General features: G+C 37.0%; 11 protein-coding genes. 2 read left to right on the top strand and 9 right to left on the bottom strand.

The window, feature by feature from the left end; genetic code table 11:
• Positions 1–141: 141 nt before the first annotated feature.
• The 7 genes from E0D87_RS04715 to E0D87_RS04685 form a co-directional block, all read right to left on the bottom strand.
• Complete coding sequence (locus tag E0D87_RS04715) at positions 142–4,410, bottom strand: acyl-CoA dehydratase activase-related protein (protein ID WP_130819546.1); 4,269 nt, start codon at positions 4,408–4,410, stop codon at positions 142–144.
• 873 nt (positions 4,411–5,283) lie between these two features.
• Complete coding sequence (locus tag E0D87_RS04710) at positions 5,284–6,198, bottom strand: IS3 family transposase (protein WP_242618469.1); 915 nt, start codon at positions 6,196–6,198, stop codon at positions 5,284–5,286.
• Positions 6,195–6,494, bottom strand: a complete 300-nt coding sequence (locus E0D87_RS04705; RefSeq protein WP_130819524.1) for a transposase — start codon at positions 6,492–6,494, stop codon at positions 6,195–6,197. The genes E0D87_RS04710 and E0D87_RS04705 overlap by 4 nt, the downstream gene beginning before the upstream one ends.
• A gap of 444 nt (positions 6,495–6,938) precedes the next feature.
• Positions 6,939–7,652: a helix-turn-helix domain-containing protein gene (locus E0D87_RS04700; protein WP_130819545.1), complete on the bottom strand. Its 714-nt coding sequence runs from the start codon at positions 7,650–7,652 to the stop codon at positions 6,939–6,941.
• 187 nt (positions 7,653–7,839) lie between these two features.
• A complete protein-coding gene (locus E0D87_RS04695) occupies positions 7,840–8,028 on the bottom strand; it encodes a hypothetical protein (RefSeq protein WP_130819544.1) in 189 nt (62 codons plus the stop codon).
• Positions 8,018–9,007 (bottom strand): hypothetical protein, encoded by a 990-nt coding sequence (locus E0D87_RS04690; RefSeq protein WP_130819543.1) that lies wholly within the window; start codon positions 9,005–9,007, stop codon positions 8,018–8,020. Before E0D87_RS04690 ends, E0D87_RS04695 begins: the two co-directional genes overlap by 11 nt.
• Positions 9,008–9,522: 515 nt before the next feature.
• Entirely contained in the window at positions 9,523–10,329 is an 807-nt protein-coding gene (locus tag E0D87_RS04685; RefSeq protein ID WP_130819542.1) for a hypothetical protein, read from the bottom strand.
• Positions 10,330–10,420: 91 nt separating this feature from the next.
• Between E0D87_RS04685 and E0D87_RS04680 the strand changes: the two genes are divergently transcribed.
• Together E0D87_RS04680 and E0D87_RS04675 are read left to right on the top strand one after the other, a co-directional pair.
• Positions 10,421–11,017 carry a TetR-like C-terminal domain-containing protein gene (locus E0D87_RS04680; protein ID WP_130819541.1) on the top strand — a complete coding sequence of 199 codons (597 nt, stop codon included), beginning with the start codon at positions 10,421–10,423 and terminating at the stop codon, positions 11,015–11,017.
• A gap of 192 nt (positions 11,018–11,209) precedes the next feature.
• Positions 11,210–13,006, top strand: coding sequence for an oleate hydratase (locus E0D87_RS04675; protein ID WP_130819540.1), 1,797 nt, complete (start codon positions 11,210–11,212; stop codon positions 13,004–13,006).
• Positions 13,007–13,819: 813 nt separating this feature from the next.
• Here the strand turns inward: E0D87_RS04675 and E0D87_RS04670 are convergent.
• Both E0D87_RS04670 and E0D87_RS04665 read right to left on the bottom strand, forming a co-directional pair.
• The gene (locus E0D87_RS04670; RefSeq protein WP_242618469.1) at positions 13,820–14,734 is read right to left on the bottom strand and encodes an IS3 family transposase; all 915 of its coding nucleotides are present in this window, start codon (positions 14,732–14,734) and stop codon (positions 13,820–13,822) included.
• On the bottom strand, positions 14,731–15,030 hold the full coding sequence (locus E0D87_RS04665) for a transposase (protein WP_130819524.1): 300 nt from the start codon (positions 15,028–15,030) through the stop codon (positions 14,731–14,733). Before E0D87_RS04665 ends, E0D87_RS04670 begins: the two co-directional genes overlap by 4 nt.
• Positions 15,031–15,055 lie beyond the last annotated feature (25 nt).

The raw sequence follows: 15,055 nt of genomic DNA, 5'->3' as shown, positions 1-15,055 counted from the left end.
CATTCCGACAGAGCGACCCAAGGGAGCGACGAGGAATCTACAGTTGGTACTACGCACTCAAGTTAAATTCGTAGCATAAATCTATATTTAAAATATTCCAAAGTAAAAGTAGATGGTTTTACGCCATCTACTTTTTATGATTTATTTACTTGTTTTCGCATCTTCCTTTATAGCATCTCTTGCTGATGCCATCATTAGTTTTACCCTGTTTACTTGGTTAACTTCGCTTGCGCCTGGGTCGTAGTCTATGGCTACTATGTTTGCCTTTGGGTATTCTTTTCTGATTTTTTTCATGACACCCTTGCCTGTGATGTGGTTTGGCAGGCAACCGAAAGGTTGGATTACTACTATGTTTGGAGCGTCTTGGTGGATTAGTTCGACCATCTCTCCAGCAAGTAGCCAGCCTTCTCCTGCTTGATTTCCTAGGCTTGTTACATCCTTGGCGTAATTTGCAATCTCGTCTATATAGCAAGGTTCATCAAAGTGCTTTGATTCTTTGAGAGCTTTTCTGATTGGTTTTCTGTAGGATTCGATCATAGATATTCCGATTCTTCCTAGCCAACCTTTTCTCTTTTCCTTGCCGTAAAAAGCTGCCTTTAGTTCTGTATTTTTCATACAATACATCAAAAAGTCTGTTAGGTCTGGAAGGATTACCTCTGCTCCTTCGCTTTCTAGGATATCTTGAAGGTGGTTATTAGCCTCTGGGAGGAATTTGACTAGGATTTCTCCTACGATTCCCGCTTTTACAAGCTTTTTATCTTCCCTTTTTATATTATCAAAATCTTTTACAATGCCATTTACCATAGCCTTGTAGTCCTTGTTTGTCATTTCTGGGACGATTTCTTGGCATTTTTTAAGCCAAGCTTTTTTGAGCTTGTTAGTCTCGCCTTTTTCTACTTCATAAGGTCTTGTCGCATTTGATACTCTATTTATCAAATCTCCTAAAAGTATTGATTTGATAAGCTTTTCTAGCATTGGTATAGATGAGGCTTTTCTAATGTTAAAGCCAGCGTTTGTCTCGATACCTTGGGCAGATAGGGCTATTACTGGAATGTCTGAAAGCCCTGCATCTCTTAGGCCTTTTCTGATGTAGCCGACATAGTTACTTGCCCTACATGCCCCACCAGTTTGACTCATAAGTAGGGCGATCTTGTCTGTGTCATAGCGACCAGATTTGACAGCCTCAAGGAGTTGTCCTACTACGGTAATTGATGGATAACAAGAATCGTTATTTACATATTTTAGTCCCGTATCTAGGACATTTGAGTCGATATGGTCTAGGAATTCTATATTGAAACCGTACTTGTTAAAGACAGGCTCCATTATTGAGAAGTGCTCTCTTGCCATTTGTGGGGCAAGGATAGTGTATCCTTCTTCGACCATTTTCTTAGTAAATTCTGGGCTATCATAGGATAAGAGGCTAGGGTCTTCTGATAGGCTCATGCCCTCAATCCTTTTTTGGTTAAGCGCCTCAAGGAGAGATCTGATCCTAATTTTGACAGCACCGAGATTACTTACCTCATCAATCTTGATTAGGGTGTAAATCTTACCCTTTGCCTTTAAGATATCTGCTACCTGATCGCTTGTTACTGCATCTAGCCCACAACCAAAGGAGTTTAGTTGGATAAGCTCGAGGTTGTCGCAATCTCCCACATACTGAGCCGCCCTATAAAGCCTTGCGTGGTAGGACCATTGGTCGAGAACTCTTAGGTCATATGATAGGTCGTCCGCATTGTAGGCAATGGCATCTTCTGATAAGACTGGGATATTCATTGACTCAATCAAATCAGCAATACCATGGTTTACTTCTGGGTCTATATGGTAAGGTCTACCTGCAAGAACTAGGGCATTTAGTTTATTTTCATTGACAAAGTCTAAGATTTCCCTACCTTTTTTCTTAATCTCTTCATGATAGTTACCTAATTCTTCCCAAGCAAGGGCCACAGCATTTTTAATTTCTTTCTTAGTTAGGGTATGTCCACCGTGGCTATAGCCTTCAAACACTTCGATTAGCCTATCTCTAATAATCTTTTCTGACTCGAAGGATAGGTAAGGCGCCATGTAGTTTACATTTTCTAGTCTGTCTACGTTATTTGAAATTAGGTCTGGATAACCGCTTACAACTGGGCAGTTCATTTGGTTCTTGGCGTTTTTGTATTGCTTGTATTCGTAAAATATAGCAGGGTAGAAAATCATGTCGACGTCCTTGTCGATTAGATTTTCAATATGGCCGTGGACGAGTTTGGCTGGATAGCAAGCTGTCTCAGAAGAAATGGATGCTATTCCTTTCTCGTAGATTTTCCTAGATGACCTATCTGAAAGAATGACATCAAAGCCTAAGCTTGTAAAGAACTTGTGCCAGAAAGGATAGTCCTCGTAGATGTTTAGGACACGAGGGATCCCAACTCTGCCTAGTCTTTGTTTATCTCCTAGGGTTTTTCTATCAAAGAGGAGGTCGTATTTGACCTTGTACATATTGTAGCCTGAGAAATCATCTGTAGTCTTGACTCCAGCTCCTCTCTCACACCTATTTCCTGTAACATACCTAGTTCCATCTGGGAAGATATTTATAATCAAAGAGCAATTGTTAGAACATCTTCCGCATCTAGCAGATTTTTGCTCGTAGGAAAAGTCCTTTAGTTCACTAAGACTTGAGATAGAACTTGCTCCTGTGGACTTATCCCTTGCTATAAGAGCCATACCCATAGCTCCCATTAGCCCTGCAATCTCAGGTCTAGTTGTACTCCTGCCGGTAATTTTCTCAAAGGCACGAAGGATTGCATCTCCATAGAAGGTTCCCCCTTGGACAACTAGGTTTTCGCCAAGAGTCCTTGGATCTCTAACCTTGATTACCTTTTGGATGGCATTTTTAATTACAGAATAGCAAAGACCTGCCGCAATATCACAAACTTCTGCCCCTTCCTTTTGGGCTTGTTTGACCTTAGAATTCATAAAAACTGTACATCTTGATCCAAGATCTGCAGGCTCAGTTGACTTAATAGCCTCTTTTTGGAAATCTTCCACACTCATACCGACTGATGCTGCAAAGGTTGAAAGGAAAGACCCACAACCAGAAGAGCAAGCCTCATTTAGCTGGATACTATCAATTATCCCGTCTTTGATATGCATAGCCTTCATATCTTGGCCACCAATATCAAGGATAAAATCAACCTCTGGATCAAAGAATTGGGCTGCCTTGTAGTGGGCAATAGTTTCAACCTCACCGTAGTCTATATGAAGAGCCTTCTTGATAAAATCCTCTCCATAGCCGCAAATACCAGACGATGCTATATAGGCGTTTGGATTTTTCTTGGCATAACCTTCCTCTAGCATCTTTATAACAATCTCAAGGGGTCTACCCAAGTTCATCCTATAATCATCTAAGAGAATCTTGCCATCCTCGCTTAGCCAAACCATCTTGCTGGTAGTAGAACCTGCGTCGATACCAACATAGATTGGTCCCTCATAAGTACTTATATCTTCATAATTGACCTTGCCTGTTTCATGTTTCTTCTTAAAATCCTCATACTCAGACTCAGATTCAAAAAGTGGCTCAAGTCTTTTGGTAACCTCTCTACTCTCAGCATTATTTAGCTGAAGTTTCTTAACAAGATCCCTATAGCTTACAGCATCACCTTCCATAGAAGTAAGGGCAGCACCCAAAGCCACATATATCTCAGCATTTTCTGGTAGTAAGAATGTATTGCCATTATCATCTCCCAAGGTTTCCACGAACCTATCCCTAAGAGAAGATAAAAAGTGAAGGGGTCCACCAAGGAAGGTAATATTGCCCTCGATTGGCCTACCACAAGCAAGATTAGAAATGGTTTGGTTGACTACAGACTGAAAAACAGAAATTGCAATATCTTCCCTGCTAGCTCCCTCATTCATAAGAGCTTGAATATCAGTCTTAGCAAATACCCCACACCTTGATGCAATCGGATAAACCTTGGTAAATGACTTAGATAATTCATTAAGCCCACTAGCATCAGTATCAAGAAGAGACGCCATCTGGTCGATAAAAGCACCCGTACCGCCAGCACAAATAGAATTCATCCTCTGCTCGACAGAACCAGTCAAATATGTAATCTTAGAATCCTCTCCACCAAGCTCTATCAAAACATCAGTCTCAGGAATAAACTGTCTAATAGCCCTAGTTTCAGCTATGACCTCTTGAACAAAATCAATGCCCAAATCATCTGCCAAAAACATTCCCCCAGAACCTGTCACATTAACACTCATATCACAGTCTTTGTACTTGTCATAAAAATCAAAGAAAACTTTCTTGACAGTCTCCTTCACATCAGACCTATGACGGATATAAACAGAATCCAATATCTTATAATCTTCATCAATTATTACAAGTTTGACAGTGGTAGAACCCACATCAAGCCCCATAGCTAACTTCATAATATCCCTTTCTATCAAAATCTATAAAATATATATAAACTAAATTATCCTCTAAAATTCAAGAAAGAATCAGACATAAATGCCTAATCCTATCCCTACCATTATACTCCACTTCTAAGAAAATAAACTAGTTTTTGATAGACATTATCACAACTTTGCCTAAAAGTTGGGGAAAAAATTGGATAATTGGATTGGGATATAGAATGCTAGTGAGTGGATGGCTTATTTTAGAATCACTCCACTAGACCTGTCTTTCCTAATGGGTCTGGTCGCAGTAAACATCAGTAAACTGATGACAGCCTAACCTGTCATTCCGACAGAGCGAGGAACGAGCGACGAGGAATCTAGAGTGGGTATTTCGCAGTTTAGTTAAACCCAAAGTACCTACTTTAGATCCTCGCGTCAGTCCTCCACGAGCCGGACGGGCTAGTTCGCTCCTCAGGATGACAGATTTAACGGAATTAAAACTCTATTTAAGATGACAGGTTTAGGGATCGCCATTACCTTAAATACGTCATTCCGACAGAGAAACCACGAGGTTTCGACGAGGAATCTCCAATTTGTACTCCGCAGTCAAGGTGAACCCGAATTATAAACTGTAGATCCTCACGTCGGTCGTTTTACTCCCTCCTCAGGATGACGGGTTTAATGGATTTAAAACCACATTAAGGATGACTAGTTTAACGAATCGACATTCCCCAACTTTGTCATTCCGACAGAGCGAGCGAAGGGAGCGACGAGGAATCTACAGTAGAACTTCGCAATTAAGGTGAACCCAGAGTATAAACTCTAGATCCTCACGTCAGGCTAAAGCCTGAAAGTGGTACATAAATTCAAACTATTTTTTCATATTTTTAGTGACAGTTTATTACCTCACTTTGAGTTTAGTTCAACAAACTCACTCTCAGTGAGGATTTTCTTTATTTGGTCATATTTTTCTTCTTCACTATATTGGGTTTTTACATATTTGGATAAGGGAGTTATATATCCTATTGAACTATGGAGTCTTTGGGTGTTGTAATAGTATATCCAATATTCTACTATTCTGATGTATTCGTCCATTTTTAAGTGGTCTGTTTTTCCTATTTCTGTTTTCATGCTGTTAAATAGTGTCTCTATATATCTATTGTCTACTGCTTTTCTTGGGCGTGACATACTTTGGATTATTTTGTATTCTTTTAAAGTGTCATGGTATGTTTTGCTTACGAATGGACTGCCTCTGTCTGATGATATCATTGTTGGTATGCCGTATTTGTTTATGGCTTTTTCTATTGTTTCTATTGCTACTTGGCTGTTATTTTTCTTGCTTATTGTGTAGCCTACTATCATTCTTGTGTTTATTGATATTGTTACACATATGTATATTTTTTTGTTTGCTATTTTTTCTTCTGTGAAGTCTATTGACCATATTTCTTGGTCTCTTTCATTTTTGCTTAGGTGGTTTAGTTTGTTTTCTGCTCTATATTCTTTTGTGTTGTTGCTTGTGTGAATGTTTTTAATTTTGTTTCTCTTATATCTTGCTTCTAATTTTAACTCTTTTAGTATCTTGCTTATTTTGTTTTCAGACATTTTTATACCATGGTTTTTTAGGTATATTCTAAGTCTTCGTCTTCCGTAAGTTCCAAAGTTTTCGTAGAATGCTTTTTCTACATTTTTCTTTTCTTCTTTACGAAAGTTTTTGTTTAATGGGTGTTTTTTCCTGTAGTAATAGTTTGTCTTCTTTATTTCTAATGTTTTGCATACTTTGCTTACGGGATATTCTTTTAGTTTTTCTAGGGCAAAGTCTATCTTTTCTCTTTCTTTTGAGCAAAGTATGCGTTGGCTTTTTTTAATATTTCATTTTCCATTCTAAGATCGTCTAGTTGTTTTCTAAGTTTTACTAGTTCTTTTTCATTTATTACATTTTTATTTGTGAATGATTGCTTTCCTTTTTCTAGATATTGGTTTTTCCATCTATGGATTGTTTGCCTATCTAGATCATATATTTCACATAGTTCTCTTATACTTTTGTTTGCCTTTAAATGCATTTCTACTACGTTTATTTTGAATTCTGGGTCAAATGTTCTTCTTAAGTCTTTTGGCATAATCTCTCTCCTTTGTCATTAAGGAATTTGTTTGAAATCATTATACCAGCTTCCCTTCCTCAGGATGACGAGTTTGGCGGATTGATAACTCCATTAAGGATGACAGGTTTGATGGATTACCATTCCCCTAATTTTGTCATTCCTAATGGGTCTGGTCACAGTGAACGTTAGTGAACTGATGACAGCCCTTAATCAAGGCTTTTCGAGGTGAAGCGAAGCTGAGCCCGAAAACTACTGTCGACAGAGAAACCACCAGGTTTCGACGAGGAATCTACAGTTTATACTCCGCAGCATATAAATACCCGAAGTATACACTGGAGATCCTCACGTCGCTTCGCTCCTCAGGATGACGGATTTATGGGATTGTTAGTTCCTAAAATACATAAATCTCTATCGCTCATTGCTCAGAATGATAGAATTAACGGATTTAAAATACTATTAGGCTTACTGGTTTTTCATGCTTATCACATAAATTGGGGCAAAGGTTGTTATTATCACAACAGACATGGCTATCATTGCGTATTTATCATTTAGAAATCCTGCCATTGGATAGATTACCATTAGTAAGATGATCCATATTCTTAGGTAGGTTAGAATCTTTTTCCAGTTTTTGTTGTTGAAATACACTCCTACCATGTTCATCCTGAATATCCCTTGGGCTACGAATGAGATTCTGTTTTCATCGTAATAGCTTGGTAGTCTCTCATCAACAGCTAACCACAAGTAGGTTGAAAATATCACCCCTAGGATGCCCGGTGTTAGGAAGTTTGCTATCTCTAGGTTAAATTTCTTGTAAAGAATTAGGTATTCTAGGCAAACTGCGGCTAGGATTATTAGTAGGATTCCTAATCTTTTTTTGTTTATTTTTCCTTTGCTAACCTTGACATCTTCGTTTATGCCAACCATTTTTTCTAAAAGACCTTCTGCTTTGGGGTCGACTTCTTCTTTTCCTTCCAAGAGGCTAACTAAACTTACATCTAAGATATTTGCTAAAGGCATTAGTAATGTGATATCAGGTAGAGACTTGCCCCTTTCCCATTTGCTCACAGCTTGAGCTGATACATAGACCTTGTCAGCGAGGTCTTGTTGGGTCATATTTTTTTCTTTTCTCTTTTGGGCAATGAAACTTCCAAAGAGTTTTTTGTCAATTTGCTTCATAGTATCCTCCTTAACTTGAGTTTATCCTAGGAGTGATGAATAAGTCAATGAATTTGTGGTTGAGTTATATAAACTGTTGGTTGATATGGCTAAATACCAAGAATTGTTGTATTAGGTGAGCCTTTTCTTTCCCAATAAAAAAGACGGTCATCCCGTCTTAGTCTTATAGCTTGTTTCAACCTTTATTTTATATGATGTCCTTTGCTTTTTTAAAGATAATACCTAAACCCAGTACACTTAGGGCAATTTTATTGCCATCTTTGATTTTATCAAATCTTTTGTTCCTACATGCTTCACAGTAGCTGTGCTTATAATCTTCTGGTAGGGGTTTTTGACATTTCTTATTCTTACATACTCTTGTTTCTTTATTTTTCATAGTTTTTCCCTTCAATTTCTTTCATTGGTTTATATATGGGTAGAATTTCGATATTGTTTTTTATAGTAGTTAATTTCTCTTCCCAAAACTTATAATTTCCAGTGTCAATCAACTGTAGACGCTCTGTAATCTTTGAATTTTCTAGGTATTCTTTATCTATAAAGTTTGAGAAGTATAAAAGACTCTCTTTAGCCGCCTCATCTTCTCCCAATTCCTTGTAGGCTAGGGCTTCTACTAGGGATACCATATTTATAGCATTTAGACTAACCTTAAGATTATTAATTTTAGAGTCAATTTTTTCTTGTGTATCTCCCTTAAAGAGCTTTTTAATGTTTCCTTCTGGCTGGTCTATGATATATTTAAGACTAGCCTTATTGCTTAACATAAGTAGATTCCTACTTTCTTCAGCATCTGAGATTACTTGTAGGAGTAGAGATGTTTTAACATCTATGTTTTTTAAACAACTCGCTTGTAGAAATTTTTGCTTACAAGTATTAGCTAGAGCTAGCCTGTCATCTTCTTGACTTTTAATAATATTTTCTATACCTAGATTTAATGAATTTACTTCTTCAATTATTTGAGCTAATTGCATCTGCATAGCAAAGCCTACCATAGCTTGGTTAAGTTCTGGATTTTCCTTTATCATTTTTAGGGGAAGGTTAGCTACAATTTTTTTACTTTCGGGATCAATTAATGCCGCCATAAGCGATCCATCTTTTTTGGATAGGAGTTTGAGGCTCCCATTAGCAAGCTTTCTCATTTGGTCTTTACTTAAAACTGCTTCTAACCTAATTTTAGAATTATCCTGATTTATAATATTTATTAGGCTAGGGCTTTTATAAAGTATATCCTCAATCTTGTAAAAATCTTTGGCCATATCTTCTAGTAAAGGTCTTGCTAAATCTGAAACATCCTTAAAAAAACTAGTTGGATTTCGAGCATAGGTTTTACTTTCGATTATATCTTTACTATCTAACATATATCACACTCCCTTCATTACTTTAATTATATAATATAATTATCTATTTGTATATCGTAACACCTACTAATTAGAGTAGATTAAGTTTTATTATGATTTATGAAAGTCTTAGCAATTCGCACCTTACTTTGAAAATAATCCTTTTTTAAGTTATTCTATTTATTCTATCATTCCGAATGACTATGAATCATTAACCTGTTATTATAATCGAGAAAATAAAAAGAGCGATGAGAAGTCTAGAGGCTATAATACGCAGTATAGAAAACTCAAAGTATAAACTGGAGATCCTCACGTCGCTTCGCTCCTCAGGATGACGGGTTTTGACGAATCGTCACTCCCCCAACTTTGTCATTCCTAATGGGTCTGGTCACAGTGAACGTTAGTGAACTGATGACAGCCCTTAATCAAGGCTTTTCGAGGTGAAGCGAAGCTGAGCCCGAAAACTACTGTCGACAGAGCGACTATAAGGAGCGACGAGGAATCTTGAGTCTATCCTTCTCACTTATCCCATCTTCTCACCTTCCCAAATAGGCTGCCCTTCTGAAGTTATTTTCTCTGACAAACCAATTGAGGCTGATTTTATTTTTTCTCATGTGGGCTAGGCGGTTGGTGTTTAGGATGGCTTTTGTCATGGTATCCTTGCCGTATTTTTCTAAGAGGTCTATGGCTTTTTGACTGGTGTCTTTTTCTATTAGCTCATCTTTTAGGGTGCCTGTTTGTTTCATCCACAGCTTATTTATGGCGATGATGGCCTTTTTCTTATCTAAGTTATTTGTATAGTTAGTATTTTGTTTATTAGTATTTAGTAGGGTGGAGTTTTCCAGGTTTGGTTTTTCTAAATCTTCATTTTCCACGTTTGGTTTTTCTTCTTGTGGTTTTTCCTCATGTGGATTTTTGCTAAGTAGTTTATTTCCCTTAGGTTTTGGTGTGTTTTTGGTATTTTTAGGTTTTTTCTTTTCTTTCTCTGTATTTTCCACATCTGATTTTTCCACGTTTGGATTTTTGCCAAGTAGTTTATTTTCCTCTATCTCTCCTATATTCTCGTAGACTTCTGTCTGCCAAGCTATGATTTGTCCTTTTTCTATTATGGGATATCTCTTGATGTAACCCGCCTTGATTAGCTCGTCTAATCCCGACCTAAATGATCCTTCGCCGTCTTTTGATGTTTTTATGAGTTGGTCTATGTATATGACCCAATCGTCTGGCAAGCTTAGGATGTAGGTCATGATTCCTTTTGCTTTAAAGCTTAGCTTTTTGTTTTGTAGGTAGGCGTTATCTATGGTTGTGAAGTTGTCTTTTTTGTCTTTTCTAATTATTTTCATATCTTTCTCCTCAGTTATATATAGCAAGGTGAGTATTCTTTCCCGATAGTTTTTCCTTATTTCGGGTATCTATTATTAATCAGGAGGTTATATGGCAAAACAGTACACTAAAAACCTTATCAAAAAAGAATTTATTTCGATGCTTGAGGAGATGCCATTTTCTAGCATTACTATTTCTATGCTGGCAGATAGGTGCGAGATTAATAGGAATACTTTCTACTACCACTACGACGATATCTATACTTTGGTCAAAGAGCTTTTGGCAGATGAGATAGACAAGGTTGATTTGGAGTTTGATGCGACTTCTTCTTGGGAGAAGAGCATGGTGGCGGCGGTTTCTTTCTTACTTGAAAACAAGAAGGCTGCTCAAAATATCTTTAGGTCAATCGACAGGAAGGATACAGATGCTTACCTTTATGAGGTCTGCGAGTCTGTTATGGAAAAGTACATAGAAAATGAATGTAAACTCAAAAATATCAAGGCAAGTGATTCTGACAAGAGGATTGTAATTGATTTTTATAGGGCGGCTCTGGTAGGGCTTCTCGATAAGTGGATCCAAGATGGTATGAATGAGACTCCAGAAAGAATAATCTATCGCATAGGCAAGCTTTTTGATGGCAATATCGAAAGATCTCTTAGGATTAGCGAAGATTTAACTAGGAAAGATCCTTTCGGGCATAATAATTAATATACATTTCCCAGATTTATTCTGGGTCTTTTTTTATGCTTTTAAACAAATCGGGACCTTTGCCTAGACTTTGGCCAATTTATTTTCTTTGCATCAAAGCTTTGCAAGAGCCTTATTTTGCCCTTTGTAACAGTCTTTGTATGAGGCTATACTAAAAATAGCTAACAGATAAGTTAACAAATGGAGGTAATTATGAATATTAAAACATTTGACGAAAGACTTAAGCTTGGTAATGGAGATTATGATAGACTTGTAAACTCCAGAAAACCAGAAGGAATCGACGATAAGAAAGCCTACATCATAGGTACAGGTCTTGCTGGCCTATCTGCGGCAGGATTTTTGGTAAAAGATGCCAAGATGGATCCAAAAAACATAGTATTTTTGGAAAAAGACGACGTAGCAGGCGGGGCTCTTGATGGTCATTACCTAGCAGATATGGGCTATGTTGCGAGAGGTGGTCGTGAGATGGGTCACCACTTTGAGGTATTGTGGGATTTATTTAGTGTAATTCCATCTAGGGAAGATCCTGATATGTCAATCCTTGACTATCTATACTACACCAACCTCGACGATCCAAACTACAGCAACTGCCGTATCACCAAAAACCAAGGTGAACGTTATGACAACGGCAAGTTCAACCTATCAAAAGACGTAATCAAAGAGATTGTCCAATTAGTTCTAACTCCAGATGACAAACTTCAAGGGGTGAGCGTAGAAGAAATCCTATCAGATGAATTTATAGCTAGTGACTTCTGGACTTATTACAGAACAATGTTTGCCTTTGAAAATTGGCATTCTGCCCTAGAATTAAAACTATATATCAACCGTTTCATCCACCACGTTGGAGGACTACCTAACCTATCTGCCCTACAATTTACCAGATACGACCAATACGAATCAATCGTAGTACCAATGATGGATTGGCTAAAGGATATGGGAGTTGAAACCAAATACAACTACAATGTAGAAGATATAGAATTTGACATCACAAGTTCTAAGAAGGTCGCAACAAAGATTGTAGCAAGCGATAGCAAAACTGGGGAAGATAAATCAATCGACCTAACAGAAAATGACCTAGTATTTGTAACAACAGGATCTCTTGTAGAAAGCTCATCCTACGGTGACAACGAAACAGCACCTAGCCTTGATATTGACACAGAAGAAAGCTTTAGACTATGGAAAAATATCGCCAAGAAATCTGACGACTTTGGTAGACCAGAAGTATTTACATCTGACATAGACAAATCTAACTGGGAATCTGCAACAGTTACAGTGAAAAGTGAAAAAATCGCAGACTACATTCAAAAAATCACCAAGAGAAGTCCATACACAGGCAAGGTTGTAACAGGAGGAATCGTAACTGCCCTTGACTCAAGCTGGCTAATGAGCTGGACTATCAACCGTCAAGGTCAATACATCGACCAACCAGAAGACGAATTTGCAGTATGGGTATATGCCCTATTTACTGACAAAGAAGGCGATTATATCAAAAAGCCAATGAAAGAATGTACAGGTGAAGAAATCAGCAAAGAATGGCTCTACCACCTAGGCGTACCAGCTGACGAAATCGAAGAGCTTGTAAAAGAAACATCAAGCGTACCAGTATTTATGCCATTTATCACAGCCCAATTTATGCCAAGAAGCTTCGGCGATAGACCTTATGTAGTACCAAAAAATGCTGTAAACTTCGCATTTTTAGGACAATTCGTAGAAACCCTAGACGATCCAGGCCGTGATACAGTATTTACAACAGAATACTCAGGCAGATGCGCAATGGAAGCAGTCTACGTCCTAACAGGAGTAGAAAAGAAAGTTCCAGAAGTATTCGCATCAAGATATGATGTAAGATACATGCTAGATGCAGCAAGCATCCTAAACGACGGCGAAAAACCAGACCTAGACCTACCACTAGGTGCAAAAGCAATAATAGGAAAGAAAATAGAGGGCACTGAAATAGAAGAAATGCTAAAAGAATACAACTTGATTTAACCTAGCTAATAGAAAAGAATAAGAAAAAATAACCAAACAAAATTCACTCGCAAAAATATACCTAAACAAAATAAACTTTCCATAAAAAAGGGCCACCTAGAAAAAGGTGGTCTTTTTTGTAAGTTACAGGAAACTTGGCTAGAGTGTTATTTCAAAAGGAGAGCTTTTCATGGTAAACGTCAGTGAAGTGATGACAATTAAAATTCGTCATTCCTAATGGGTCTTTCCACAGTGAACGTTAGTGCTGATGATAGTATTGGGATTACATACTCCCAAATACGTCATTCCCCCAAATTACGTCATTCCGACAGGGAAACCGTTAGGTTTCGACGAGGAATCTCCAGTAGATACTCCGCAATCAAGCGAACCCAAAGTATAAAATGGAGATCCTCACGTCAGGCTAAAGCCTTCCTCAGGATGACGGGTTTGGAGGATTGTTTTCTATAGTTCCAGCGATAATCTTATTAATAAGGATTAGTTTGATATAATTCGGTTCCCCCAATCCCGTCATTCTGACAGAGAAACCGTTAGGTTTCGACGAGGAATCTCGAGTTTGTACCTCGCAGTCAATGTGAACCCGAATTATAAACTCTAGATACTCACGTCAGGCTAAAGCCTGAAAGTGGTACATAAATTCAAACTATTTTTTCATATTTTTAGTGACAGTTTATTACCTCACTTTGAGTTTAGTTCAACAAACTCACTCTCAGTGAGGATTTTCTTTATTTGGTCATATTTTTCTTCTTCACTATATNTGAAAGTGGTACATAAATTCAAACTATTTTTTCATATTTTTAGTGACAGTTTATTACCTCACTTTGAGTTTAGTTCAACAAACTCACTCTCAGTGAGGATTTTCTTTATTTGGTCATATTTTTCTTCTTCACTATATTGGGTTTTTACATATTTGGATAAGGGAGTTATATATCCTATTGAACTATGGAGTCTTTGGGTGTTGTAATAGTATATCCAATATTCTACTATTCTGATGTATTCGTCCATTTTTAAGTGGTCTGTTTTTCCTATTTCTGTTTTCATGCTGTTAAATAGTGTCTCTATATATCTATTGTCTACTGCTTTTCTTGGGCGTGACATACTTTGGATTATTTTGTATTCTTTTAAAGTGTCATGGTATGTTTTGCTTACGAATGGACTGCCTCTGTCTGATGATATCATTGTTGGTATGCCGTATTTGTTTATGGCTTTTTCTATTGTTTCTATTGCTACTTGGCTGTTATTTTTCTTGCTTATTGTGTAGCCTACTATCATTCTTGTGTTTATTGATATTGTTACACATATGTATATTTTTTTGTTTGCTATTTTTTCTTCTGTGAAGTCTATTGACCATATTTCTTGGTCTCTTTCATTTTTGCTTAGGTGGTTTAGTTTGTTTTCTGCTCTATATTCTTTTGTGTTGTTGCTTGTGTGAATGTTTTTAATTTTGTTTCTCTTATATCTTGCTTCTAATTTTAACTCTTTTAGTATCTTGCTTATTTTGTTTTCAGACATTTTTATACCATGGTTTTTTAGGTATATTCTAAGTCTTCGTCTTCCGTAAGTTCCAAAGTTTTCGTAGAATGCTTTTTCTACATTTTTCTTTTCTTCTTTACGAAAGTTTTTGTTTAATGGGTGTTTTTTCCTGTAGTAATAGTTTGTCTTCTTTATTTCTAATGTTTTGCATACTTTGCTTACGGGATATTCTTTTAGTTTTTCTAGGGCAAAGTCTATCTTTTCTCTTTCTTTTGAGCAAAGTATGCGTTGGCTTTTTTTAATATTTCATTTTCCATTCTAAGATCGTCTAGTTGTTTTCTAAGTTTTACTAGTTCTTTTTCATTTATTACATTTTTATTTGTGAATGATTGCTTTCCTTTTTCTAGATATTGGTTTTTCCATCTATGGATTGTTTGCCTATCTAGATCATATATTTCACATAGTTCTCTTATACTTTTGTTTGCCTTTAAATGCATTTCTACTACGTTTATTTTGAATTCTGGGTCAAATGTTCTTCTTAAGTCTTTTGGCATAATCTCTCTCCTTTGTCATTAAGGA

Origin of the sequence: Anaerococcus vaginimassiliensis, from assembly GCF_900626155.1 — a bacterium.
In the GTDB taxonomy this organism is placed as follows: domain Bacteria; phylum Bacillota; class Clostridia; order Tissierellales; family Peptoniphilaceae; genus Anaerococcus; species Anaerococcus vaginimassiliensis.
Note: the sequence above shows the minus strand (reverse complement) of the source record. Positions and strands in the feature narration are given on the sequence as shown.